Source organism: Streptomyces sp. C1-1, from assembly GCF_050214755.1.
GTDB lineage: Bacteria > Actinomycetota > Actinomycetes > Streptomycetales > Streptomycetaceae > Streptomyces.
Genome location: NZ_CP189826.1, coordinates 531,614 through 557,233 on the forward strand (window position 1 = coordinate 531,614; position 25,620 = coordinate 557,233).

The 25,620-nt window shown below is 70.6% G+C and carries 8 protein-coding genes; 3 read left to right on the plus strand and 5 right to left on the minus strand.

What is annotated here, in order from left to right; genetic code table 11:
- Window positions 1-5 precede the first annotated feature (5 nt).
- The 3 genes from ACQF4J_RS02320 (at window position 6) to ACQF4J_RS02330 (ending at window position 3,024) form a co-directional block, all read left to right on the plus strand.
- Window positions 6-968, plus strand: coding sequence for an ATP-binding cassette domain-containing protein (locus ACQF4J_RS02320; protein WP_351800849.1), 963 nt, complete (start codon window positions 6-8; stop codon window positions 966-968).
- A complete protein-coding gene (locus ACQF4J_RS02325) occupies window positions 965-1,756 on the plus strand; it encodes an ABC transporter permease (RefSeq protein WP_351567960.1) in 792 nt (263 codons plus the stop codon). Before ACQF4J_RS02320 ends, ACQF4J_RS02325 begins: the two co-directional genes overlap by 4 nt.
- A 341-nt stretch (window positions 1,757-2,097) precedes the next feature.
- Entirely contained in the window at window positions 2,098-3,024 is a 927-nt protein-coding gene (locus ACQF4J_RS02330; protein ID WP_351800851.1) for a phytanoyl-CoA dioxygenase family protein, read from the plus strand.
- Between the two features lie 73 nt (window positions 3,025-3,097).
- Here the strand turns inward: ACQF4J_RS02330 and ACQF4J_RS02335 are convergent, their stop codons facing one another.
- From ACQF4J_RS02335 to ACQF4J_RS02355, 5 genes are read right to left on the minus strand one after another with little or no spacing between them, the layout of a single operon-like run.
- Window positions 3,098-4,330, minus strand: coding sequence for a cytochrome P450 family protein (locus ACQF4J_RS02335; protein WP_351567954.1), 1,233 nt, complete (start codon window positions 4,328-4,330; stop codon window positions 3,098-3,100).
- Window positions 4,323-5,072 (minus strand): thioesterase II family protein, encoded by a 750-nt coding sequence (locus ACQF4J_RS02340; RefSeq protein WP_351567951.1) that lies wholly within the window; start codon window positions 5,070-5,072, stop codon window positions 4,323-4,325. Before ACQF4J_RS02340 ends, ACQF4J_RS02335 begins: the two co-directional genes overlap by 8 nt.
- On the minus strand, window positions 5,066-10,051 hold the full coding sequence (locus ACQF4J_RS02345) for an amino acid adenylation domain-containing protein (RefSeq protein ID WP_427164363.1): 4,986 nt from the start codon (window positions 10,049-10,051) through the stop codon (window positions 5,066-5,068). The genes ACQF4J_RS02340 and ACQF4J_RS02345 overlap by 7 nt, the downstream gene beginning before the upstream one ends.
- Before the next feature lie 5 nt (window positions 10,052-10,056).
- Window positions 10,057-17,838, minus strand: coding sequence for an amino acid adenylation domain-containing protein (locus ACQF4J_RS02350; RefSeq protein ID WP_427164365.1), 7,782 nt, complete (start codon window positions 17,836-17,838; stop codon window positions 10,057-10,059).
- Window positions 17,835-25,616, minus strand: coding sequence for an amino acid adenylation domain-containing protein (locus tag ACQF4J_RS02355; RefSeq protein WP_427164367.1), 7,782 nt, complete (start codon window positions 25,614-25,616; stop codon window positions 17,835-17,837). The genes ACQF4J_RS02350 and ACQF4J_RS02355 overlap by 4 nt, the downstream gene beginning before the upstream one ends.
- Between the last annotated feature and the right edge of the window lie 4 nt (window positions 25,617-25,620).

Sequence of the window (25,620 nt, forward strand, 5' to 3'; positions counted from 1 at the left end):
CTGTCATGACCGACCTGGCCATCGCGGCGAACGGACTGCGCAAGTCCTTCGGCGACAAGACCGTCCTCGACGGCATCGACATCGCCGTACCGCAAGGAACGATCTTCTCCCTGCTCGGCCCTAATGGCGCCGGCAAGACCACCGCCGTGAAGATCCTCTCCACCCTCATCAGCGCCGACACCGGATCCGGTGAGATCCGCGTCGGCGGGCACAACCTCGCCACCGACGCGCAGGCTGTGCGGGCCGCGATCGGTGTCACCGGACAGTTCTCCGCCGTCGACGGGCTGATCACCGGCGAGGAGAACATGCTCCTCATGGCCGACCTGCACCACCTCCCCAAGGACGAGGGCCGTCGCACGGCCGCCGAACTCCTCGAACGCTTCGACCTCACCGACGCCGCGAAGAAGCCCGCCTCCACCTACTCCGGCGGCATGAAGCGCCGCCTCGACCTCGCCATGACCCTGGTCGGCAACCCGCGGATCATCTTCCTCGACGAGCCCACCACCGGCCTCGACCCCCGCTCCCGCCACACCATGTGGCAGATCATCCGCGAGCTGGTCTCCGACGGTACGACCGTCTTCCTCACCACCCAGTACCTGCAGGAGGCCGACGAACTCGCCGACCGCATCGCGGTCCTCCACAACAGCAAGATCGTCGCCGAGGGCACCGCCGAGGAACTCAAGCGCCTGATCCCCGGCGGCCACATCCGGCTCCGCTTCACCGACCCGGCCGCCTACCAGTCCGCCGCGACCACGCTCAGCGAGGCAGCCCGCGACGACGAAGCCCTCGCGCTGCAACTCCCCAGCGACGGCAGCCAGCGCGAACTGCGCTCCATCCTCGACTGGCTCGACTCGGCCGGCATCGAGGCCGACGAACTCACCGTGCACACCCCCGACCTCGACGACGTCTTCTTCGCCCTCACCGACGACGCCAAGGTCCCCAACCAGACCAAGGAGAACGCCCGATGAGCTCCGTCTCCCTCGCCGTCCGGGACTCGAACACCATGCTGCGCCGCAACCTGCTGCACGCGCGGCGCTACCCCTCCCTCACCCTGAACCTGCTCCTTACCCCGATCATGCTGTTGCTGCTGTTCGTCTACATTTTCGGCGACGTCATGAGCAAGGGCATCGCGGGCGGCCACGCCGACCGCTCCGTGTACATCGCCTACATCGTCCCCGGCATCCTGATGATGACCATCGGCAGCACCGTGATCGGCGCCGCGGTGTCCGTCGCCACCGACATGTCCGAGGGGGTCATCGCCCGCTTCCGCACCATGGCCATCCACCGCGGCTCGGTACTCATCGGCCACGTCGTCGGCAGCGTGCTCCAGGTGCTCGCCAGTCTGGTTCTCGTCGGCGCCGTCGCCGTGGCCATCGGCTTCCGCTCGACCGATGCCACGGTGATCGAGTGGCTTGCGGCCTTCGGACTGCTGGCACTGTTCTCCCTGGCGCTCACCTGGATCGCGGTCGGCATGGGCATGGCCAGCCCCAACGCCGAGGCCGCCAGCAACATGGCGATGCCGCTGATCCTCCTCCCCCTCATCTCCAGCGCCTTCATCCCCGCCGACACGATGCCCGGCTGGTTCCAGCCGATCGCCAAGTACCAGCCCTTCACGCCCGCCAACGAGACCCTACGGGGCCTGCTCCTCGGCACCGAGATCGGCAACAACTGGTGGATCGCCCTCGCCTGGTGCCTGGGCCTCATCGTCCTCGGCTACTGGTGGTCGCAGGCACAGTTCAACCGCGACCCGAAGTAGGCCGGCACGAGCGGCGTCCCCTCCGCCGCTCGTCCCGCCCAGGGGCGGCGTACACCGACACCACGTCGGCGTACGCCGCCCCTCTATATGTCCTGTCAGCGGGACAGTCCTGTTCTATTGCCATTGTTTACTTCACCGGTGAGCGACATTTCCTGCGAAGATCCACTGGGATATCGATCGGATATGCCAGGGGCGGGTCCACGATTGACACCCTCCTGCTCCCCCGGGCAGAGTATTGAACTGCTGAGGAACCGCGGAGGTGAATCCCGCGCAGGCCGTGGCGGCTCCCTGAACTCATTCCGCACGGCAAGCACCTGGCAAACCCGAGAAGGAGCCGACGCATGAACAAAATTGGCGATGGCATTCTGGAGAAGGCCGCGGCGGAATACGCCGATCAGGGCTTTTCCATCATCCGCAACGTCGTGCCATCGGAACTCCTGGACGAGGCACGTGCCCACGTCGAATGGCTCACACGTAAATATCCGGATCTGCGTCCGGAGCACTTCCATCATCCCCTGATCCGCAATGACGCCTTCTGGGCGCGTCTGGTCTCGGACTCCCGTCTGGTGGACATCGCGGAGTTCTTCCTCGGCCCGGACGTGGCGTGCTTCACCGCCCACTACATCTGCAAGCCGCCGTACGACGGGCAGCCCGTGCTGTGGCACCAGGACGGCGCGTACTGGACGCTGAGTCCGATGGAGGCGCTGACGGTGTGGCTGGCCGTCGACGAGAGCACCGTGGAGAACGGTTGCCTGCGGATGATTCCCGGCAGTCACGAACTGCCGCTGCACAAACCGTCGGTCCGTACGGACGAACCCAACATGCTGTTCTCCGCCTCCGACGAGAACCTGGTGCGGGAGTGGGCCGAGAAGCGCGGAATCGTGGAGATCGAGCTCCAGCCGGGCGACGTCTCCATCCACCATCCGCATCTGCTGCACTGCTCGGAGGCGAACACCTCCCCCAAGCGACGGTGCGGTCTCGACATCGGCTACATCTCGACGGCCACGCGGATCCACAGCGAAGGCATCTACCTCGACCCGCTGCTCGTCCGTGGAACCGACTCGGCCGGCCTCAACAGCTATCGCCCGTTCCCCGTCTACCAGGACGGCGAGACGATCCCCTTCGCCGGACGGGACGACTGGAGCGCCAAGGTGGCGGGGCTGAACGAGTCCCTGCCGGCCCGCTCGCGGGATCTCCCCGACGAGAGCCCGATCGAGACGACCCGCCACATGATCGACCGTCTGCGCGCAGGCACCGTGAAGCGCTGACCGCGACCTCACATACGGGAGCCCCCGAACGCATCTCGTTCGGGGGCTCCCGTATGTGCCGTCGGCCCTGTCCTCACAGACGCACCGGAAACCTGTTGAACAGACGGGCGCCGCCGGGGATGACCTCGCGGTACCGCAATTCGCTGCCGCTCACGGCGAGTTCGAGAGTCTCACGCTTCAGGAACAGGTGGTCGATGGCCACCTCGCCCTCCAGTTCGGCGAGCGCCGCGCCGATGCAGCGGTGCGGGCCCGCGCCGAAGGCGAGATGGCCTTCCCCGCGCTTCAACTCGCGCTCCACGTTGCATCGTTCGGGCTCAGCGAAGACGCGCGAGTCGTAGTTGACGGACTGCAGGGAGCCCGTCACGGCATCGCCCTTGCAGATCGAGACGCCGGCCAGCTCCATGTCCTCGGCGGCGTACCGCGGTCCGGCGCTCGGGATGGGGTTGGCGATCCGCATCAGTTCGTTGATGGCGTGCGGCAGGGCCTCCGGCCTGGCGCGCAGCAGGGCCAGTTGATCCGGGTTCTGGAGGAGGGTGAGCACCGCGTTCGGTATGAAGTGGGCCGTGGAATGGTAGCCGCCGTTCACCAGGACGCCCACCATCGAGATGATCTCGTCCTCGGTGAGCCGGTCGCCGTTCTTGTCGGTCGTATGCACCAGGGTGGAGATCATGTCGTCCCGGGGCTCGGCCCGGCGTCGCTCGATGAGTTGCTTGGTGTAGTCGAACAGGCCCAGGGCGCTGGTGGTGAAGTCGGCGTCGATGTTGGCGTACTCATCCATCCACTGCCGTATCTGCGGCTGGTCGGGCTCGTCGATGCCGACGAGGTCGCAGATGACGGCGCCGGTCAACGGTGTGGCGTACTCCCTGAGGAGATCGCCGGATCCCTTCTTGGCGAAGGCGTCGAGGAGCCGGGAGGAGACCTCTTCGATGCGCGGCCGCAGGGCCTTGATGCGCCGGACGCTGAACGCGGGCGCCACGAGCCGGCGCAGCCGGGCGTGGTCCGGGCCGTCCTGGAGCATCAAGTTGGACGTGAAGTAGCGCAGGAGTTCCTTCGGCACATCGAGGGACATGAGCGCCTGGTCCGCGATGCTGGGCCCTTGGTGGCCCGGCACATTGCCGATGTTCGTCACGAGCCGCGGGTCACTCCACGCCTCCTTGAACTCCTCGCTGCGCGTGATCAGCCAGACGGGCGGTCCGCCGGGAAAGCCGATGCGGACGAGCGGGGCCGTCTCCCGTAGGCGAGCGAAGGCGCCGATGGGATCCTCTTCGAATTCAGGGTTGAGCAGGCTCACGATCGGCTCAGCCATGATCGTCTTCTCCTTCATTGCTCGGTACGGATTCCGCCTCGATCAGGTCCAGCACCTCCCGGGCGTGATCGACCAGGTACATGTGGTCGCCCGGGAACTCCGCACAGCTGAATTCACCCGTGGTCGCTCTCCGCCATTCCCGTGCCTGTTCCGCCGAGACCAGTCCGTCGGCGCTTCCCCGAATCGAGCAGATCGGCACCGACAGCGGTTCGTCGATGCTGGGAACGTAGTTCTCGTGCATTTCGCAGTCGGCACGGAGAACGGGGAGAATCAGTTCGCGCATCTCCGGGTGGTCGAGGGCCTCGTGCCGGAATCCCGCGAACTCCTCGACCCTGGCGAGGAACTCGTCGTCCTCGAGCCCGGTCGCCCGCCGCTCCCGCTGGGTCCACGGCCCCGGCGAACCGCTGACGACGAGCCGTTCGACACGTACGTCGCGTGTGCACAGCAGATGGGCCAGCTCGTACGCGAGCACCGCGCCCAGGCTGTGCCCGAACAGCACGGTCCGCGTTCCTTCGCCGAGGGCCGCGGCGATGCCGTCGACCTCGTTCTTGGCCGCTTCGACAACATTCCGGTACGGCGTCTCAAGGATCCGCCGCTCCCTTCCGGGCAGTTCGACCGGGACCAGGCGCCAGCGGCCGGCGGCCTGTTCACGCCATGGGTGGAAGAACGAGGGTCCTGCTCCGGCGAACGGCACGCACAGCAGCGCGGCCTGGTCCCGCTCGCCCGCCTCCCCCTTCACCACGCCAGCTTTTCGACGATGGCCTTCATGATCTGACCCGCGGGCTTGGGCATGTGCAGGTCGTGGTGCGACGCGTCCACGTCGTACTCCTCGATGGAGCCGAGGACGAACGGCCGCCAGTCGGGGGCATAGGTCGGCATCCCGTCGGGCCTGTCCAGCGTGGCGTTGAAGTACAGCACGTCGCCACGGAAGACCGGCGACTGGAACTCGGCCATCCTGTTCAGGTTGTTGGCGCCGACCTTCGACATGTTCTCCAGGAAGTCGTCCATGTTGCCGGTGTTCATGAACTTGCCGAAGACCTCCTCGATGTCCGCCCGGTAGAGCTCCTGCGTCCGGCCGGCCACCGCCTGGAAGCCGTTCTCCGGCGCGTCGCTGGCCGGCTGGGTGTCCAGGATGGCCAGCAGGGCGACCTCCTGCCCGCGCCGGTCCAGGGCATCGGCGACGGCGTGCGCGACCGGGCCGCCGAACGACCAGCCGATCAGGTAGTAGGGCCCCTCCGGCTGGGTCTTGAGGATCTGCGCCAGGTAGTCGTCGACCATCTCCTCCACCGACCCCGCGAGCGGCTCCGTGCCCTGGAAGCCGCGGGACTGGAGGCTGTAGGCCGGCCGGTCCTGCACGTAGGGCGCGAAGGTGAAGTACGCCCAGCCCAGCCCGCCTCCGCCGTGGAAGAACCACACCGGCGGCTTGCCGGTACCCGGGTCCCTGTTCAACGGCAGTACGACCGCGAACGAGTCGACGTGTTCGTCCGGGATGCCGCCGACGAGCACCAGCGCGGCCAGCTCGGACACCGTGGGGTAGCGGACGATCGTCCGGACCGGCATGTCGACACCGAACTGCTTGCGGATGCGGGCGCTGAGCCGGGTGGCCAGGAGCGAATGCCCGCCGAGCATGAAGAAGTCGTCATCGATGCCGACGCTCTCCACGCCGAGCAGTTCACTGAAGACGGCGCACAGCTTCTCCTCGTGGGCGTTGCGCGGCTCTCCGTCGCTCGTGGTGGTCGTGGCCTCCGAGGGCAGCGCTCGCCGGTCGAGCTTGCCAGACATGGTCAGTGGAAGCTCCGGCAGCGGCACCACCGCGGCCGGGACCATGTAGTCCGGCAGCCGCTCCCGCAGGTACTGGGGCAGCTCGACCACCAGCGGACCGATCGACTTGGCCAGCGCGGGGGCGTTCACCCGGCTCCGCCGGACCACACCGCTGGGCACGAACCCGCCGGTGACTGCCTGCTGTTCGGGCAGCAGCACAGCGTCGAAGGTGTGGGCGGTCTCACCCGACCAGGTCAGAACCGCCTCCCGGCCCTGCTGCCGCGCCCATGCGGCGAGGTCCTCCGGATCGACCGGCACGACGGAGGCAGCGACCGCGTTCAGCACGCTGGCCGACGTCGCCGCGGCGAACTCCTCAGCCAGCCGCGCGTTGGGTATCCCGGCCACCCGCAGCGGGGCGCCGCCGGCCCGGTCCAGGCGCTCGCCCAGGCGGGTCAGGTCGGACACCTCCCGGCCCCAGGGCACCGTGGGCACATCCGTCAGGTCCAGCAGGCCGGCCGGTTCCTTGTGCAGGACCACCTCGTAGCGGTGCCGGGTCAGTTCGTTGTGCTCCTGCCCCGGCTTCAGGCGGATGTCGACCCCGCCCGCGTGCTCCCGCGCCCACGCGGCGAACCACTCCGGGGCGACCACCAGCTCCCGCTCCGCCAGCACCGCCTGCTCCACCATGGCCCGCATCTCCTCCGCCGAGGCGTGCGGCCGCGCGGCACGCTGCACCGCGGTCAGCATCAGCCGGAGCGTGGCCGCGTTGCGGACGTCGCCGACGATGACGCGGCCGCCGGGCGCGAGGAGTTCCATGGCCTGGCGCAGCACCCGGTCCAGGTAGGCGGCGCTGGGGAAGTACTGCACCACCGCGTTGAGGACCACGGTGTCGAAGCCGCCCTTGGGCAGTCCGGAGACGTCGTCGGCGGCCTGGGCAGTCAAGCGGACCCGGTCACCGAGGCCGGCCCGCTCGGCCTGGGCCCGGACCCGGTCCAGCACCGTGGCCGAGATGTCGGTGCCCCAGTACTCCTCGACCTCACCGGCGATCTTCGACAGCAGCAGACCGGCGCCCACGCCGATCTCGAGGACCCGCCGCGGTGCGAACCGCAGTACCTGCGCCACCGCCGTGTCCCGCCAAGCCCGCATCTGTTCGAGCGGAATCTGCTCGCCGTCGTACGCCGACTTCCACAGCTGGAAGTCCTCACCCCAGGCTTCGTCGCGGGACTTGTGGTAGGTCTCGTCGTGGACCTGGCGCCACTCCTCCACCTGGTCGGCGGGATCGCCCGACGCGGCATCCGGGTCGGGCACCACGTAGGCCACCAGGCGCTTGTCGCCCTGCTGGTTCTCGCGCACCACGACCGCCGCCTGGGCCACGGCGGGATGCCCGGCCAGGACCTGCTCGATCTCGCCCAGTTCGATGCGGAGCCCGCGGATCTTGACCTGGAAGTCGGTGCGGCCGATGTACTCGACCTGGCCGTCCTTGTTCCACCGCACCACGTCGCCGGTGCGGTACATCCGCTTCCCCGGCTCGCCGAAGGGGCAGGCCACGAACCGCTCCGAGGTCAGCCCGGTCTGACCGAGGTAGCCCCGCGCGAGTCCGGCACCGGCGAGATACAGCTCACCGGTGACCCCGGCCGGCACCGGACGCAGTGCCTCGTCCAGCACATAGACCTGGGTGTTCCAGATCGGCGCGCCGATCGGCACCTTGTCCGCGCCGGGCACATGCTGCCACTCCGTCACTTCGACGGTCGCCTCGGTGGGACCGTACAGGTTGTTCGCGGAGCAGCCGGGCAGCAGGTCGGTGAACCGGTTGGCCAGCGGAGCCAGGAACGGCTCGGCCGCGACCTCGATCCAGCGCAGGGTGGTGCACTTCTGCGCGGCGGGCTCGGCGACGAACGCCTCGAGCAACGAGGGCACGAAGTCCGCGCCGGTCACCCGTTCCCGCTGGATCAGCTCGGCCAGATACGCCGGATCCTTGCGTCCGTCCGGGCGGGCGACGACGACGCACGCTCCGATCTGCAGCGGGGCGAACAGCTCCGGCACGGAGGCGTCGAAGCTCGCCGTCGTGCTCAGCAGCATGCGGTCCTCGGGCGTGACGTCGAAGTGCGCCAGACCCCACTTGATCCGGTTCATGATCGAGCGGTGCTGCACCGGCACGCCCTTGGGGCCGCCGGTGGAGCCGGAGGTGTACATCACGTACGCGGCGTTGTCCGGCACGAGGCGCCGCTGCGGATTCGCCTCCGGGTACCCGGACACGTCCGGGAGGTCCTCGTCGAGCACCAGCAGCGGTTTCGCGCTGTCCAGGAACTGCCGTACCCGGTCCTCGGGGAGCTCGGTGTCGATCGGCAGATACGCCGCGCCTGCCTTGGACACCGCGTAGATCGCCACCATCATCTCGACGGAACGCGGGATGCGCACCGCGACGATCCGCTCGGGGCCCGCACCCTGCTCGACCAGCCAGTGCGCCAGCCGATTGGCACGCCGGTTGAACTCCGCGTACGTCAGCGTCTCCCGCTCGCCGACCACCGCAACCGCGTCCGGGGTCCGCTCCACCTGCTCCTCGAACGCCTGCGGCAGCGTGCCCTCGGCCACCGGACGCGCGGTGTCGTTGACGCGCCGTACCAGCCAGTCGCGCTCGTCCTGCGCCAGCACCTCGATCCCGCTCACCGGCGACAGCGGATCGGCGACGAGCTGCTCCAGAAGGCGCACGAACCGGGCGGCGATCGCCTCGACGGTGTCCCGGTCGAACAGCTGGGTCGCGTACATGACGTCGCCGCGCAGTGCCCCGGAGTCGTCCTGGGTCATGCTGAAGAAGAGGTCGAACATGGCGGCCGACACGAGATGCTGCTCGAACTCCACGTCGAGCCCGGGGAGTTCGAAGTCCTGCTTGGCGAAGTTCTGCCAAGCGAAGGTCACCTGGAACAGCGGCTGGTACGCGGCGGAGCGATCGGGGTTGAGCAGTTCGACCAGCATCTCGAACGGCACGTCCTGGTGCTCGTAGGCCGCCAGGGCCTTGTTCCGCACCTGGGCCAGCAGATCGGAGAAGCTCGGGTCGCCGGACAGGTCCACCCGCAGCACCTGGGTGTTGACGAAGACGCCGACCAGATCGGTGAGCGCCTCGTCGGTGCGCCCGGCGATCGGGTTGCCGATCGTCACGTCGTCCTCGGCGCCGAGCTTGCGCAGCAACACCGCCAGCGCGGTCTGCAGGACCATCGACATGGTCATCCCGCGCTCGTCGGCCAGCTTCTGCAGCCCGGCCGCCACCTCCGCGTCCGCCGAGACGGGGACCGTGTCGCCGTCCAGGCTCCGCTCGGCGGGCCGCGGGCGGTCCAGCGGCAGGGTGAGCGGCTGCGGCACGCCCTCCAGTTCCGTGCGCCAGTAGTCGGTCTGCTTCGCGGCCAGGCTTTCCGGGTCCGCCGGGTCGCCGAGCAGCTCGCGCTGCCACAGCGCGTAGTCCTTGTACTGCACGGACAGCGGCTCCCACGCCGACGCCCGTCCGTCCAGGCGGGCGGTGTAGGCGGTGGTCAGGTCCCGTGCCAGGACTCCTCCCGAGACGCCGTCCGAGGCGATGTGGTGGATGAGGAGGACCAGCAGGTGTTCCTCGGGGGCGCAGCGAAACAGGGTTGCCCGCAAGGGGATTTCGGCCGCCAGGTCGAAGTGGTGCGCGATGGCCTCGTCGACCGCGCCGGAGAGGTCCTCGGGCGCCACGTCGACGACCGGTACCCGCACCGACGCCTCCGCCGGCGACAGGATCTTCTGGTACGGCTCGTCGTCCTCGTCCGTCACGTACGTGGTGCGCAGGATCTCGTGCCGATCGACCACGTCCCGGATCGCCGCGACAAGAGCGTCCTGGTCCAGCGGTCCCGTCAGCCGGAACGTCGGGGAGATGTTGTAGGTCTCCGCCCCGCCTTCCAGTTGATACGTAACCCACATACGGCGTTGTGCGTACGACAGCGGAATCACTGGACTCACTCCTCTACGAGCATCTTGCGCAGACTGGGGCGAAGGGGAACAGCCGACTCCTCCGACCACGCGGCGAGTTCGGCCACCGTCGGCAGGTCGAAGATCTTGCGGATGGGTATCTCGATCCCCAGCTCGGCGCGAGCGCGGGTGATCAGCCGGGTGGCGAGCAGGGAGTGCCCGCCGAGGGCGAAGAAGCCGTCGTCGACACCGACCCGGTCGACGCCGAGCACCTCGGCGAACAGCCTGGCCAGGGCCTCCTCACGGGGGCTTCCGGGCGCCCGGAAGGGCGTGGCGGGGGTGAGGTCGGGGGCGGGCAGGGCCTTGTGGTCGAGCTTGCCGTTGGCGGACAGGGGCAGCCGGTCGAGCGCTATGCACACGGACGGGATCATGTAGTCGGGCAGCCGCTCCGCCAGGTGGTTACGGAGTACGGCCGCGTCCGGGGCGCTCTCGCCGGGGGCCGGGACGAGATACGCGGCCAGGTAGCCGGTGGTGCCGGAGTGCCGGGTCACCACAGCGGCCTGGGCAATGTGGGGATGGGCCGTCAGGGCGGCTTCCACCTCTCCCGGTTCGACGCGGTAGCCACGGATCTTGACCTGGGTGTCGATGCGGCCCAGGTGCTGCAGCTCGCCCTCGGGGGTGAGGCTCGCGAGGTCACCCGTGCGGTACATGCGGGAGCCGGGAGCCCCGTAGGGATCGGGCACGAACCGGTCGGCGGTCATGGCGGGCTGGCCCTGGTAGCCGCGTCCGGCTCCGGCCAGATAGAGCTCGCCCGGTGTGCCCGGAGGCAGCAGGTTCAGGCCGGGGCCGAGGATGTAACCGCGGACGCCGGGAAACGGGCGGCCGATGGGCACGCCGCCGGCATACGGCTCGCCGGGGTCCAGGAGGTGGGCGGTGGCGTAGAAGGTCTCGCTGGGACCGTAGCTGTTGATGACGCGAGCGTTCGGCCAGAGTGCGCGCACCCGCTTCGCGAGGGCCGGGGTCAGCACTTCCCCGGAGATGTTCAGTGCCGTGGGCCGGATGCGGTCGCCGAGCTGGTCGACGAGTTCGGCGAAGGCCGACGGCACCGAGCAGATGACGTCGACGTCCCAGGTGTCCCGTTCCGCCAGTTCCAGCACATCGCGCACGATCTCGACGCTGCCGCCCGTGGTGAGCGCGGAGAACAGCTCGAAGGTGGCGACGTCGAAGCCGAACGACGCGGCGAGCAGCACCCGCCGGCCGGACTCCATTCCGGCGTGCGCGACCAGCGCGTCCACGGCGTTGACGACGGTGGCATGGGTGACGCTCACGCCCTTGGGCACCCCGGTCGAGCCGGACGTGTAGACGACGTACGCGAGGTTGTCGGGGCCGGCCTCGGGCCGTGCCCCGGATTCGGTCCCCTCCCGGGCCGGGGCGTCGAGGTCGATGTCGTCGAGGACGAGGACGGGGATGTCCGTGGCGGGCACGACGTCGCGGGTGTCGGTGTCGACCACCACCAGGTGCGGCCGGGCACCGGGGAGGATGTGCGGGAGGCGGGCGGCGGCGAAGGCGGGGTCCACGGGGAGATAGGCACCGCCCGCCTTGAGCACGCCCAGGAGGGCCACGGCAGCGGTCGCGGTGCGCGGCAGGACCAAGCCCACCACCGTTTCCGGTCCCACTCCGCGCCGGGCCAGCTCGACCGCGAGCCGCTCGGCGCGGGCGTCCAGTTCGGCGTAGGTGAGCGACTCGCCCCCGGCGACCACGGCGAGCGCGTCCGGGGTTCGCGCCACCTGTGCCTCGACTCGCCCGGTGATCGTGGTGCCCGGGGCCTCGGTGGACGGTTCGTCGAAGCCGCCCAGCAGCCAGTCGCGTTCGGCCGGCTCCAGGATGTCGAGCTGAGCGACCGTCAGCTCAGGGGTGGCCGCGATCTGCCGCAGGATCCGGACCAGACGGGCCGCGTGCTTCTCGACCGTGGCCCGGTCGTGGACCTCGGGCGTGTACTGGAGGACGAGTTCGAGGGCCGGGTCGACCGCTGCCGCCAGGCACAGGGGGTAGTGGTTGCCCGCCGACGGCCGGAAACCGGTGAAGGTGATTCCGTCCGCGGCCTCGCCGGCCGCGCTGAGGCCCTCCCGGTCGATGGGGTACGACTCGAAGACGACCAGCGTGTCGAAGAGGGTTTGCAGGCCGACGGACTGCTGGATCTGCGAGAGCCCGTAGTAGTAGTGCTCCGCGAGGGCGGCCTGCCGGCTCTGCAGCCGGGTGAGAACTTCGGCGACGGTCTCGCCGGGCGCATGACTCACGCGTACCGGAACCGTGTTGATGAACATCCCGACCATCGACTCAACGTCCGGCACCGCGGGCGGGCGCCCGGAGACGGTGGCACCGAACACCACGTCCTGGCTGCCGGTGAGCCGGCCGAGCAGCAGCGCCCAGGCACCCTGGATCAGCGTGTTGGCGGTGATGCCGAGATCTGCGGCCAGGCGGCGCAGTGCGCTCGCCTCCTCGGGCGGGAGCGTGATGTCGACCTGGTCGCGGCTGTCGGCGTCCGTGGGCGCGGCATCGGGAGCGAGCAGGGTCGGTGCCTCGATCCCGTCGAGTTCGGCCGCCCACACGCCTGCGGACGCCTCGTGGTCCTGGCGGTCGAGCCAGGTCAGGAAGTCCTCGTAGTCGCGGATGGCGGGCAGCGGGGCCGGGTCGCCGTCGGAGGCGTAGAGCAGCAGCAGGTCCCGCATCAGCAGGGGCGTGGACCAGCCGTCGAAGAGCGTGTGGTGGGCGGTCAGCACGAGCTCGGGCCGGCCGGGTTCGACGGCGACGAGTGCCAGCCGGATCAGTGGTGGGGTGTCCGCGTCGAAGTGGGCGGCCCGGTCCTGGGCGAGGAACCGCTCGAAGGTCTCGGTGCGGTCCGCCTCGTCGGCACCGGTCAGGTCGAGGTACTGCCAGGGCAGGGTCACCGTCTCCGGCACGACCTGGACGGCATCGCCGTCCGCCCGGTTGACGAACGCCGCGCGGAGGCTGGGGTAGCGGTCCAGCAACGCCTGCCCGGCCCGGCGCAGCCGATCGGGGTCGACGTCGCGGGACAGCTGGAACACCAACTGAACGTGGTAGGGGTCGTACGACGATGCTTCCGCCAGCAGGGTGTGGAACAGGATCCCGGACTGCGCCGGGGTCGTGGGCCACACGCGGGCCAGTCTGCCGAAGCGTGCTTCCCAGGCCTCGATCTCACTCTGGTCCACGCCGACCAGGGGCGCGTCGGTCGGGGTCAGTCCGCCGGCCTCGGGGGTGGCGGCGTGCCGGGCCAGGGCGGTCAGCGCCCGGACCCAGAGCGCGGCCAGTTCGGCGACGTCCTCGCGGGAGAGGACACCGGTGGGGAAGCCGAAGTGGGCGGTCAGTTGCTCGCCGTCGGTTGTGGCGGTGGCGATCGCGTTGATCTCCAGGGCCGACGGCACCGGCATGTCGGCGTCCGGCGCCGGGACGAGGTCCTGGTACGTGGCGTCCGGGACCCAGCCCAGACCGCGCAGGTCCTCCGGGATGTCCGCGCCGGAGGACCTGCCGAGGTAGTTGAAGCCGATCTGCGGCTTGCGCGCCTCGGCCAGCGCGGCGGCGGTGCCGGGGTTGAGGTGGCGCAGCAGGCCGAAGCCGATGCCGTGGTCGGGTACCGTCCGCAGCTGCTCCTTGACGGCCTTGATCGCCTTCCCGGCGGCCGGCCCGCCGGCGAAGGCGTCCGCCACGTCGATGCCGGTCAGGTCGAGGCGCACCGGGTACATGGCGGTGAACCAGCCGATCGTGCCCGACAGGTCCGCGCCGGGCACCACGTGCTCTTCCCGTCCGTGGCCCTCCAACCGGACCAGTGTCGAGGCCTCGGACAGGCCTCTTGTCTCCCGCCAACGGGCCACGGCCAGGGCGAGCCCGGCCAGCAGACCGTCGTCGGCACCACCGCGGAACGCCGTGGGCACCGTGTTCAGAAGTGTTTCCGTGACGTCCACCGGCACCTGGACGCGGACCGTGTCCATGGTGGCCGCGACATCGCGCGCCGGGTCCAACTGTGTTGAGCCCAGGAGGGGTTCGTCCCCGGCGAGGATCTCCTGCCACAGCGGAAGTTCCGCCACCCGCTCCGGCGCCGCCGCCTCGTCGGTCAGGGCGTGTGTCCACCGCCTCAGCGACGTACCCGCGCCCGCAGGTTCCGGCAGGCGGCCCTCGCGGACCCGTTGCCAGGCCGAGATCAGGTCCGGTACCAGGATCCGCCACGACACGCCGTCCATGACGAGGTGATGCAGGACGACCAGCAAGCGGTCCGCCTCCGCGTCGGAGGTGAACCACACGAACTGCGCCATCACCCCCGCGTCGGGGTCGAGGCGGTCGGCGGCCGCGTCCAGTTCGGCCCGCGCGTCGGTGTCGCCGTAGGGGACTTCCCGCACCAGCCCGCCGGCGTCGACACTGCCGACCGGCCCCATCCGCAGGCCCGGCCGCTCCCGGTCCAGCCGGGAGCGCAGTACGTCGTGCCGGTCGAGGACGGTCTGCAGGGTCGCGAAGAGTCCCGCACGGTCGATGTCGTCGGGCAGGGTCAGCATCGCCGACATGCAGAACCGGCTGATACCGCCGCCGGAGGCGAGGACGTGCGCCGCCGTCGGCGGCAGCGGAGCCCAGCCCACCCCGCCGCCCGGCAGTTCGGCCAGCCCCGGACGCTCTTCCCGCGCCCGGCCGTCGACCAGTTCCGCGAGCCGTGCGACCGTGCGCTGCTCGAAGACCTCCCGCGTACTGACCACGACGCCGCGCGACTTGGCCCGCGCGACCACTTGGATGGACCGGATGCTGTCCCCGCCGCTGGCGAAGAAGTCGTCGTCGACACCCACTTGTCCGGCGTCGAGCACATCGGCGTACACCTCGGTCAGCACCCGCTCCGTCTCGCCGCGGGGCGCCCGGTACTCGGCGCGCCCGAACTCCGGCTCGGGCAGCGCGGCGCGGTCCAGCTTCCCGGTCACGGTCCGCGGCAGCCGGTCGAGGACGAGCAGTTGGGCGGGGACCATGTAGTCGGGCAGCCGCTGGGCGGCGAACCGCCGCAGCTCGGCGACGGACACACCGCCCTGCCGGACGATGTCGCGGTCCGCGGTGCCCTCCGGCGGCGCCACGTAGCCGACGAGCCGCGTGTTGCCGGTGTGGTCCTTCCACGCGGTGACCACCGCCTGGCCGACCGCGGGATGCCGGGCGAGGACGATCTCGATCTCCGTCGGCTCGACCCGGATGCCGTTCACCTTGACCTGGGTGTCGGCCCGTCCCTCGTAGTTCAGCCAGCCGTTCCCGTCCCACTGGGCCAGGTCGCCGGTGCGGTACATCCGTGTGCCGGGGGGACCGAACGGGCAGGCGACGAACCGCTCCGCGGTAGCCGCCGCGCTCCGGTAGTAGCCGCGGGCCAGTCCGCCGGCCACGTACACCTCCCCGATCACACCGGGCGGGACCGGCGTCAGTTCCGGCCCCAGGATGTAGGTGCGCATGTTGGGCAGCGGTCGTCCGATCGGAGTCACGCCGGTTTCGCCGGACTCCTGCGGGACCGGGTGGCTGGTGACGTAGAAGCTCTCGGTCTGTCCGTAGGCGTGGACGACACGGACATCCGGGAAGGCCCGGTGCACCTGGTCCACCACGTCGGCGGTGAGCGGGTCGCCGCCGAGGATCGCGGTCCGCAGTTCGAGGTCGAGGGCGCCCGGCTCCTTGGCGAGGATGGGGCCGAGCAGGGCCGTGAACACGGCGGGCACGGCACAGATGGTGGTGCCCGACCAGCGATCCCGTTCGGCGAGTTCGAGCACATCACGGACGATCTCGACACTCGCGCCGGCAGCGAGGGCGGTGAATGTCTCGAACACGGAGACGTCGAAGTTCACCGAGGTCGCGGCGAGCATCCGGGATCCCGGTTCGAGCCCTGCCATCGCCCGCGAGTGCCACACGCCGTTGACCACGGTGGCGTGGGTCATGGCGACACCCTTGGGCCTGCCCGTGGAGCCGGAGGTGTACATCACGTACGCCAGGTTGTCCGGTCTGACACGCACGTCGGGGGCTTCGCGTGCGGGGTCGCCGGGGGCGTCGAGGCGCAGGTCGTCGAGGTGGAGCACCGGCGGCCGGCACTCCGGCAGGGCCGCCGCCGTCCCACGGTCGGTCAGGACCAGCACCGGATCGGCCGAGGTGAGCAGGAGGTCGACGCGCGCGGTGGGATGGTCGGGATCGATCGGCAGGTACGCGCCGCCCGCCTTGAGCACACCGAGCTGGGCGACCACGAGGTCCGCCGACCGTGGCAACGCGACGGCCACCACCTTGTCCGGCCCGACCCCGCGCTCGCGCAGCAGCGCGGCCAGCCGACCCGCGCGGGACTCCAGCTCCGCGTACGACAGCTCGGTCCGCCCGGCCACCACCGCTGTCGCGTCCGGGTCCCGCAGCGCCTGGGCGGTGACGAGTTCCGGCAGCGTCAGCTGCGGCACCGGTGCCGCGGTCTCGTTGAGTGCCGTCAGCCAGTCCTGCTCAGCGTCGGCGAGCACGTCCACCCTGCCCAGCCGGACGCCGGGATCGGCGACGACCTGCCGCAGCACCCGCACATAGCGGTCGGCGAAACTCACGGCCGTGGCGTGGTCGAACAGCTCCGTCGCGTACTCCAGCCGCCCGTGCGCCCGCCCGGACGTCAGGTCCGGGATGATGTTGAAGAAGAGGTCGAACTTCGCGGTGTCGGTGCCCGTCGCGATCGGGGTGACCCGCAGACCGGGCATCTCGATCCCCGACCACCCGAACTGCCAGGCCAGCATCACCTGGAACAGCGGCGAGTACGAGGTGGAGCGCTCCGGGTTGAGCAGCCCCACCAGGCGCTCGAACGGCACGTCCTGGTTGTCGTACGCGGCCAGCGCCTTGTCCCGCACCTGATCCAGCAGCTCGCCGAAGGACGGGTTCCGCGACAGGTCGGCGCGCAGCACCCAGGTGTTGGCGAAGAAGCCGATCAGATCGTTGAGTTGCTCGTCGGCGCGCCCCTCGATGGGGCTCCCGATCGTCAGGTCGTCGCCGGCGCCGAGGTGGTGCATCAGCACCGCGAGCGCGGCCTGGGCGACCATCGGCGCCGTGGCGCCGCGGTCCACGGCGAGCTTCTGGAGCCCCGACAGCAGCTCGGGTTCCAGCTCGAACGAGACATCTCCGCCGCGGTGGTCGGCGGCCGTCGGCCGTGGCCGGTTCAGCGGCATCTGCACCGGCTGCGGGGCTCCCGCCAACTCCTGTCGCCAGTAGTTGAGTTGCTCGGCGGCGATGCTCTCCGGATCCGCTTCGTCGCCGAGCAGCCGGCGCTGCCACAGGGTGTAGTCCTTGTACTGCACCGGAAGGGGCTCCCACGTCGGCGCGTTCCCCTGATGACGAGCCGTGTACGCCGTCACCAGGTCGCGGAGGAACGGCGCCATCGACGCCCCGTCGGCGGCGATGTGGTGGAACACGCACACCAGCACGTGCTCCTGTGGGGAGACCCGAAGGACGGTCGCCCGGAAGGGAAGCTCCGTGTCGAGGGCGAATCCCTCGCACGCGATCTCCTGAATCGCTTCGTGCACCGCTTCCGCGGCCATGTCGACCACCTGGAACCGGAAGACGGCCTCCTCCGGCGGCAGCACCCGCTGCTCCGGCGTGCCGTCCGCGTTCTCCACCATCAGGGTGCGCAGACTCTCGTGCCGGGTCCCGACGTCCCGCGCCGCGGCGGTCAGGGCCGCGGCGTCCAGTTCCCCCTCCAGGCGCAGCACGAACGGAATGTTGTAGGTGGGGGACGGGCCTTCCAGGCGGTAGAGGAACCACAGCCGAGTCTGGGCGAAGGACAGCGGGATCATCGACGCTTCTCCTGAACGGTCATCGGGCGCAGCTGAGGGCGGCGTTTCGACGCGACCGGCTCGTCAAGCCGCGCCGCCAGCTGGGCGACGGTCGAATTGCGGAACACCGTCGTGACTTTCACCTCGACGTCGAGCTCGCTGCGGATGCGGCCGATCAGCCTGGTGGCCAGCAGCGAATGTCCGCCGTGACTGAAGAAGTCGACGTCGATGCCGATCTCCTCCACTCCGAGCAGCTCGGCGAACAGGCGGCAGAGGACTTCCTCCTTGTGGTCGCGCGGCCCCCGTCCGATCGCGTCCTCGATGTCGCCGGGCATGGGGAGAGCGGCCCGGTCGAGCTTGCCGCTCGGTGTGGCGGGGAGCTCGGCGATCGGCACGATCATCGAGGGGACCATGTACTCCGGCAGCCGGCTCCGGAGCAGCTCCGTCAACGCCGCGGCGTCCGGCCCGGCAGGGTCCGTCCCGGCGCCCGGCACCACGTACGCGACCAGCCGCTGGTCGCCGGGGCGATCCTCCCGCACGACGGCCACGGCGCTGTCGACGTCGGGGTGCGCGGTCAACGCCGCCTCCACCTCGGCCAGTTCGATGCGGAATCCGCGTAGTTTGACCTGGAAGTCGGTACGGCCGATGTACTCGAGCCGACCGTCGTGGTTCCACCGCACGGCGTCCCCGGTGCGGTACATCCGGGTGCCGGGTGCGCCGTAGGGGCAGGCGACGAACCGGTGCGCGGTCAGCGCGGTGCGCCCGAGGTAGCCGCGGGCCAGTCCGGCACCGGCGAGGTAGAGCTCACCGGTTACCCCGGGCGCGACCGGGCGCAGCGCCGCATCCAGCACGTACACCTGGGTGTTCCAGATCGGTGTGCCGATCGGCACCCGGTCCGCGCCGGGCACGTGCTGCCAGCCGGTGACCTCCACCGACGCCTCGGTAGGCCCGTAGAGGTTGAACACCCCACATCCCGGGAGCAGTTCAGCCATCTTGTTGGCCAGCGCGGCCGGGAACGCCTCGCCCGCGACCTCGATCCAGCGCAGGCTGGTGCACTGCCGCGCTGCGGGCTCGGCGAGGAACGCCTCCAGCAGCGAGGGCACGAAGTCCGCGCCGCTCACCCGCTCCCGGGCGATCAGCTCGGCCAGATACCCGGGATCCTTCCGCCCGTCCGGACGGGCCACCACGACGGCCGCGCCCACCAGCAGCGGCGCGAACAGTTCGGGCACCGACACGTCGAAGCTCGCCGTCGTGCTCAGCAGCATGCGGTCCTCGGCACTGACGTCGAAGTGCGCCAGCCCCCACGCGATCCGGTTCATGATCGAGCGGTGGGCGACCTGCACCCCCTTGGGGCCGCCGGTGGAGCCGGAGGTGAAGATGACGTACGCGGCGTTGTCCGGCGACAGGTCCCGCTCGGGGTTGGCCTGCGCGTACCCGGACACCTCCGGCAGGTCTGATTCCAGTACCAGCAGCGGCTTCGCTCCGTCCAGCAGCTGCCGTACCCGCTCCTGTGGCAGGTCGGGGTCGATCGGCAAATATGCCGCCCCCGCCTTGACCACCGCGTGGATCGCCACCACCATCGCGACCGAGCGCGGGATGCGCACCGCGACGATCCGCTCGGGGCCCGCGCCCTGCTCGAGCAGCCAGTGCGCCAGCCGGTTGGCCCGCCGGTTGAAGTCCGCGTAGGTCAGCGTCTCTTCCTCGCCGATCACCGCGATGGCGTCCGGACTCCGCTCGACCTGGACCTCGAAGGCATCCGGCAGGGTGTCCTCGGCCACTGGGCGCGCGGTGTCGTTGACCTCTCGTACCAGCCGCTCCCGCTCCTCCCGGGCCAGCACCTCGATGTCCCGCACCGGGCAGCGCGGGTCGGCCAGCACCTGCTCAAGCACCCGCACCAGCCGCGCGGCGATCACCTCCGCCGAGCCACGGTCGTAGAGGTTGTTCTGGTAGTCGAGGGAGAGTCGCAGGTAGGGGTCGGAGGCGTTGAGGGTGAGCGGGTAGTGCGAGCCCGCGAACGGCCGTATGCCGTCGATCGTGAATCCCGCCGCGATGTTCGCGTCGACCATGCCCTCGCGGTCGATCGGGTAGGACTGGAACACGACGATCGTGTCGAACAGGGCGGGCAGCCCAACACCGCGCTGGATGTCGGCGAGGCCGTAGTAGTTGTGGTCGAGCAGCGCGGTCTGCCGTTGCTGGAGCTCGGTGACGACGTCGGCCACGGTGTGGTCCGGCTGGCAGAACACCCTGATCGGCAGGGTGTTGATGAACAGGCCGACCATCTCGTCCGAGCCGGGCAGGTCCGCCGGGCGGCCGTTGACGGCGGCCCCGAACACGACGTCCCGCTGCCCGGTCAGCTTCGAGAGCAGGATCGCCCAGGCGCCTTGGAGGAGAGTGTTCAGGGTGACCCCGAGTTCGGCGGCGCGCCGGGCGAGTTCACGGCCCTTGTCGATCGACAGCGGCACCTCCACCCGTCCGACGGCGGACGCCGCCTCCTGGAGTGCGGTGTTCGGGGCCACGAGGGTCGGCTGCTCGAATCCGGCGAGCTCGGCGGCCCAGCGGGCGGCCGACGCGTCCCGGTCGCGGGTGGCCAGCCAGGCCAGATAGTCGCCGTAGCCGCGGGCCGGGGGAAGCCGGCGCGTCCCGGAGTACAGCCGGATCAGATCCGTGATCACCGACGGTGACGACCAGCCGTCGAAGAGGGCGTGATGGGCCGTGATGACGAGTTTCGCCTGCCGCGGCCCTGCGGTGATCAGCGCCAGCCGGATCAACGGCGGCCGGGTGGGGTCGAGTTGGTCGGCCCGGTCCTCGGCGAGGAACCGGTCGAGCGCCGCGTCCCGTTCGGCCTCGCTCCGGTCGGTCAGGACGATGTGCCGCCACGGGAGGGCGACGTGTTCCGGCACGACCTGCACCGGGTCGCCGCCGGCCGCGGCGACGAAGGCCGAGCGCAGGTTCGGATACCGGTCGAGCAGCGCCTGTCCGGCCGACCGCATGCGCTCCGGGTCCACCTGCCCGGACAGGTGCAGCACGAACTGCATGTGGTAGACGTCGAAGGAGCCGTCGGCGAGCGCGGCCTGGAACAGGATCCCGGACTGTCCCGGAGCCTGAGGCCACACCTCGGCCAGCCGGCCGTAGTGTGCTTCCCAGGCCTCGATCTCGTCCTGCCGCACCGGAACCAGGGGGGTGTCGGAGGGGGTCAGGCCGCCGATCTCCGGCTGGGCGGCGTACGCGGCCATGCCGTGCAGTACTTCGGCCCACAGTTCGGCCAGTTCGGTGGTCCGCCTGCGGGACAGCACTCCGGTGGGGAACACGAAGGCCGCCTGCAGCCGGGTGCCCTCGGTGGTGTCCGTGGCGACCGCGTTGACCTCCAGTGCGGACAGCGCGGGCAGGTCCGGATCGGGCAGCGGAACCAGCTCGGCGGACCAGGACGCCGGGCCCCATCCGTCGGCGCGCAGCTCTTCGGGCACGTCGGCGTCGGAGATCCGGCCGATGTAGTTGAAACCGAGCTGCGGCACCGGGTACTCGGCGAGCTGTACGGCGGTCTCCGGGTTGAGGTGGCGCAGCATGCCGAAGCCGAGGCCCTTGTCCGGGGCGCCGCGCAGCTGCTCCTTGACCCGCTTGACCGCCTTCGCGACCGCGGGGCCGCCCGCGATCACGTCGTCCAGGTCCACCCCGCGCACGTCGACCCGGGCCGGGTACATGCTGGTGAACCACCCGACGGTGCGGGAGAGATCGGCGCCGGGGACGACGTCCTCCTCGCGGCCGTGTGCCTCCATCCGGACCAGGGTCGAGCGGTCGGCGCCGCTCCACCGGTTCACCGCCAGCGCGAGCGCGGCCAGCAGCACGTCGGTCCCGGTGCCCCGGAAGGCCGCGGGAAGCCGGGTCAGCACCGCCTCGGTGACCTCTGCGGGCAGCCGTACCCGCACACTGTCGACCGTGGACATCACGTCCACCGCCGGGTCGAACGCCCTTGTTCCCAGCGGGGGGTTGGGACCTTCGAGCAGGTCCAGCCAGTACGTCAGTTCCGCTTCCCGTTCGGGTGTGAGCGCCTCGCCGCGCAGCGCCGAGGCCCAGCGGCGCGCCGAGGTGCCGACAGCGGGCAGCTCGGGGGTACGGCCGGAGCGGACCTGCTGCCAGGCCTCGGCGAGGTCCGCCATGAGGATCCGCCAGGAGACGCCGTCCACCACCAGGTGGTGCAGCACCACGAGCAGCCGGCCCGCGCCCGGCTCCGCGTCGAACCAGACGAAGTCGGCCATGGTCCCGGCTTCCGGGTCGAGCCGCCCGACCGCGTCGTCCAGCTCCGCCTCGGCTGCCCGGAGCGAGGCCGGCGCCTCCCAACGGCCGTCGCAGGGAACCCGGCGGATCAGGTCTGCGGCCCGCACGGTGCCTGCCGGGCGTACGACGAGGGAGAGTTCCTCGCCCCGCACGAGCCGTGCGCGCAGGAGGTCGTGCCGGTCGAGGATGGCGTCGAGTGTCGCGGCCAGTCCCTCTGCGTCGATCCCCGCGGGCAGCTCCAGTGCCAGCGCCATCGCGAACCGGTTCATCCCGCCGCCGTGCTCGAACACCTGCCGCGCCACCGGCTGAAGCGGCATCGGGCCGACGCCACCGCCCTCGTCCTCCGCGGGCGCGGGCGTCCGGTCCCGCCGGGCGGTGGCCACCTCGGCCAGCCGGGCCGTCGTACGGCATTCGAAGATCTCCCGCGTGGTGAGCTCCACGCCCCGGGCCCGGGCCCGGGCCACCACCTGGATCGAGCGCAGGCTGTCCCCGCCCACGACGAAGAAGTCGTCGTCGACACCGACCCGCTCCAAGCCGAGGACATCCGCGTACGACGCGGCGATGATCGCTTCGGTCTCGGTGCGCGGCTCCTGGTAGGCCTCGCCCCCGAACTCCGGTTCGGGCAGCGCCGAGCGGTCCAGCTTGCCGGTCGGTCCGAGCGGCAGCCGGCCGACCACGACGAACGCGGACGGCACCATGTAGTCGGGCAGCCGTGCCGCAACGAACCTGCGCAGTTCGGCGGCCGAGGCACCGGACTGGAGGTCGACGTCGCCGATGCCGCCGGCGCCGTCGTCACCGACGGCGCCCTCGCCGGTGTGCACCACGTACGCGACGAGCCGCCGCCCGCCCGCGGGCGCCTCCCGGCTGATCACCACCGCCTCGCTGATCCCGGGGTGCTGCGCGCAGACCGCCTCGACCTCGGCCGTCTCGATGCGGAAGCCACGCACCTTCACCTGGCCGTCGCTCCGGCCGACGCACTCCAGTTGGCCACGCGCGTTCCAGCGGGCCAGGTCGCCGGTGCGGTACATCCGCTCGCCCGCGGGGCCGAACGGGTCGGCCACGTACCGCTCGGCGGTCAGGCCCGCGCGGCCGTGGTAGCCGCGGCCCAGGCAGATGCCCGCCACGTACAACTCGCCGACCACGCCCTGCGGCACCGGGGCGAGTCCCGGGCCCAGCACATAGGCACGCATGTTGCCGAGCGGGGTGCCGATCGGCGCGACCTCGCTCTCCGTCCACTCCTCTGTCCCGGCGAGGGCGAACGAGGTGGCGTAGAAGCTCTCACTCTGGCCGTAGCCGTTCACGATCTGCACGCCGGGCAGCGCCTCGCGCACCTGCCGCACCAGCCGGGCCGGGAGCACGTCACCCGCGAAGACGACGGAGCGGACACCAGGGGCCTTCTCCAACTGGCCGACCAGTTCCCCGAGCACGGAGGGAACGCCGCTGATCACGTGGCCGTCCCAGGCGTCCCGCTCGCCGAGCGCCAGCACGTTCGGCACCACCTCGGCGGTGCCGCCGGTGGACAGCGTGGTCAGCAGCTCGAAGACCGAGACGTCGAAGTTCACCGAGGTGCCGGCCAGCATCCGCCACCCGGGCGGCGCGTCCAGTACGCGCACCAGCTCCTGCACCCCGTTGACGACGTTGCGGTGGGTGATGGCCGCGCCCTTCGGCTTGCCGGTGGAGCCGGAGGTGTACATCACGTAGGCCAGGTGGTCCGGATCCAACGGCGCGGTCCGGTCCGCGTCGGCCGGCGCCCCCTCGGACGGGCTCCAGGCCGCGCGGAGGTCGAGTCGGACGGTCGAGATGTCGTTGCGGGGCATCTCCTGCCAGGTCGCGGTGTCGGTGACGGCGAAGCGCGGCGCGGCTTCGGACAGCACGCTCTCCGCCCGCCCGCCGAGGTACTGCGGATCCAACGGCAGGTATCCGGCACCGGACTTGAGGATGCCGAGCAGACCGGCCACCAGGTCCTCGGTGCGCGGCAATGCCAGCACCACGAGGTCGTCGGGACCGGCACCGCGCCGTATCAGCTCCCAGGCGACGGCGTTCGCCCGGTCGTCGAGTTCCCGGTACGTCACCGTCCGCTCGTCGCACACGATCGCCGGGGCGTCCGGCGTCCTGGCAGCCTGCCTCTCGAACAGCTCCGGGACCGTCAGCCCGGACACCGCTGTGGCGTGGTCGTTGAACTCGGTGAGCAGCCGGACGCGTTCGGCCTCGTCGAGCACGTCGATCTCGCCGATCCTGCGCTCCGGGCCGGCGACGAGCCGGCCGAGGACGCGGACGAACCGGTCCGCCAGGCTCTCGACGGTGTCCCTGTCGAACAGGTCGGTGGCGTACTCCACGTATCCGCCGGCCCCGCCGGTACCGTTCGGGACCATGTTGAAGAACAGGTCGAACTTGGCCGTCCCGGTGTCGAGTTCCTCGGCCTGGACGTCGAGACCGGGCAGTTCCAGCTCCCCCAGCGGCTCCTGCCAGGCGAGCATCACCTGGAAGAACGGGTGGTAGGCGGTGGACCGGTCCGGGTTCAGCCGCTCCACCAGCCGCTCGAACGGGATGTCCTGGTTGTCGTACGCGGCCAGGGACCGGTCCCGCACCCGCTGGAGCAGTTCGCGGAAGGTCGGGTGCCCGGAGAGGTCGACGCGCAGCACCCAGGTATTGGCGAAGAAGCCGACGAGGTCGCGCAGGTCCTCGTCGGTGCGCCCCGCGATCGGCGCGCCGAGGGGCACGTCGTCACCGCAACCGAGGTGGTGCAGGAGCACCGCCAGCGCGGAGTGCATGATCATCGACACCGTGGTGTCCTGCTGCGCTGCCAGCTTCTCCACTGCCCCGAGCAGGTCGGAGTCGATCGACAACGGGACCAGGTCGCCGCGGTGGCTCATCGCCCGGGGGCGCGGGCGGTCCGTCGGCATCGCAAGGGGCTGCGCCAGGTCCGCCAAGGCCTCGCGCCAGTAAGCCAGTTGTCCGGCCGTCAGGCTGCTCGGATCTGACTCGTCACCGAGTACGTCCTGCTGCCACAGCGTGTAGTCCGCGTACTGCACCGGGAGGGGCTCCCACGCCGGAGCGCCACCCGAGTTGCGGGCCGTGTACGCGATGACGAGATCGCGCAGCAGCAGCCCTAGGGACTCCCCGTCCACGGCGATGTGGTGCACCACCAGGACCAGGGTGTGCTCCTTCGGTCCGCACCGCAGCAGCGTGGCGCGGACCGGCGTGTCGGCGGCCAGGTCGAAGGGAGCCCTGGCCAACTCCTCGACGGCCGCAGCCCGTTCCTCCTCCGCGCGCTCGACCAGCGACAGGGCGAACGGCCTTTGACCGGACGGCAGCACCTGCTGGTGCGGGACGCCGGCTTCGTCCTCGACGATCACCGTGCGCAGGACCTCGTGCCGGTCGATGACATCGCGGAATGCCGACTCCAGCGCGCCCACGCCCAGTTCACCGGTCATCCGCAGGGCGAAAGCGGCGTTGTAGGTCGCCGACGGGCCTTCGAACCGGTCCACGAACCACAGCCGGCGCTGCGCGAACGACAACGGGATCATTCTC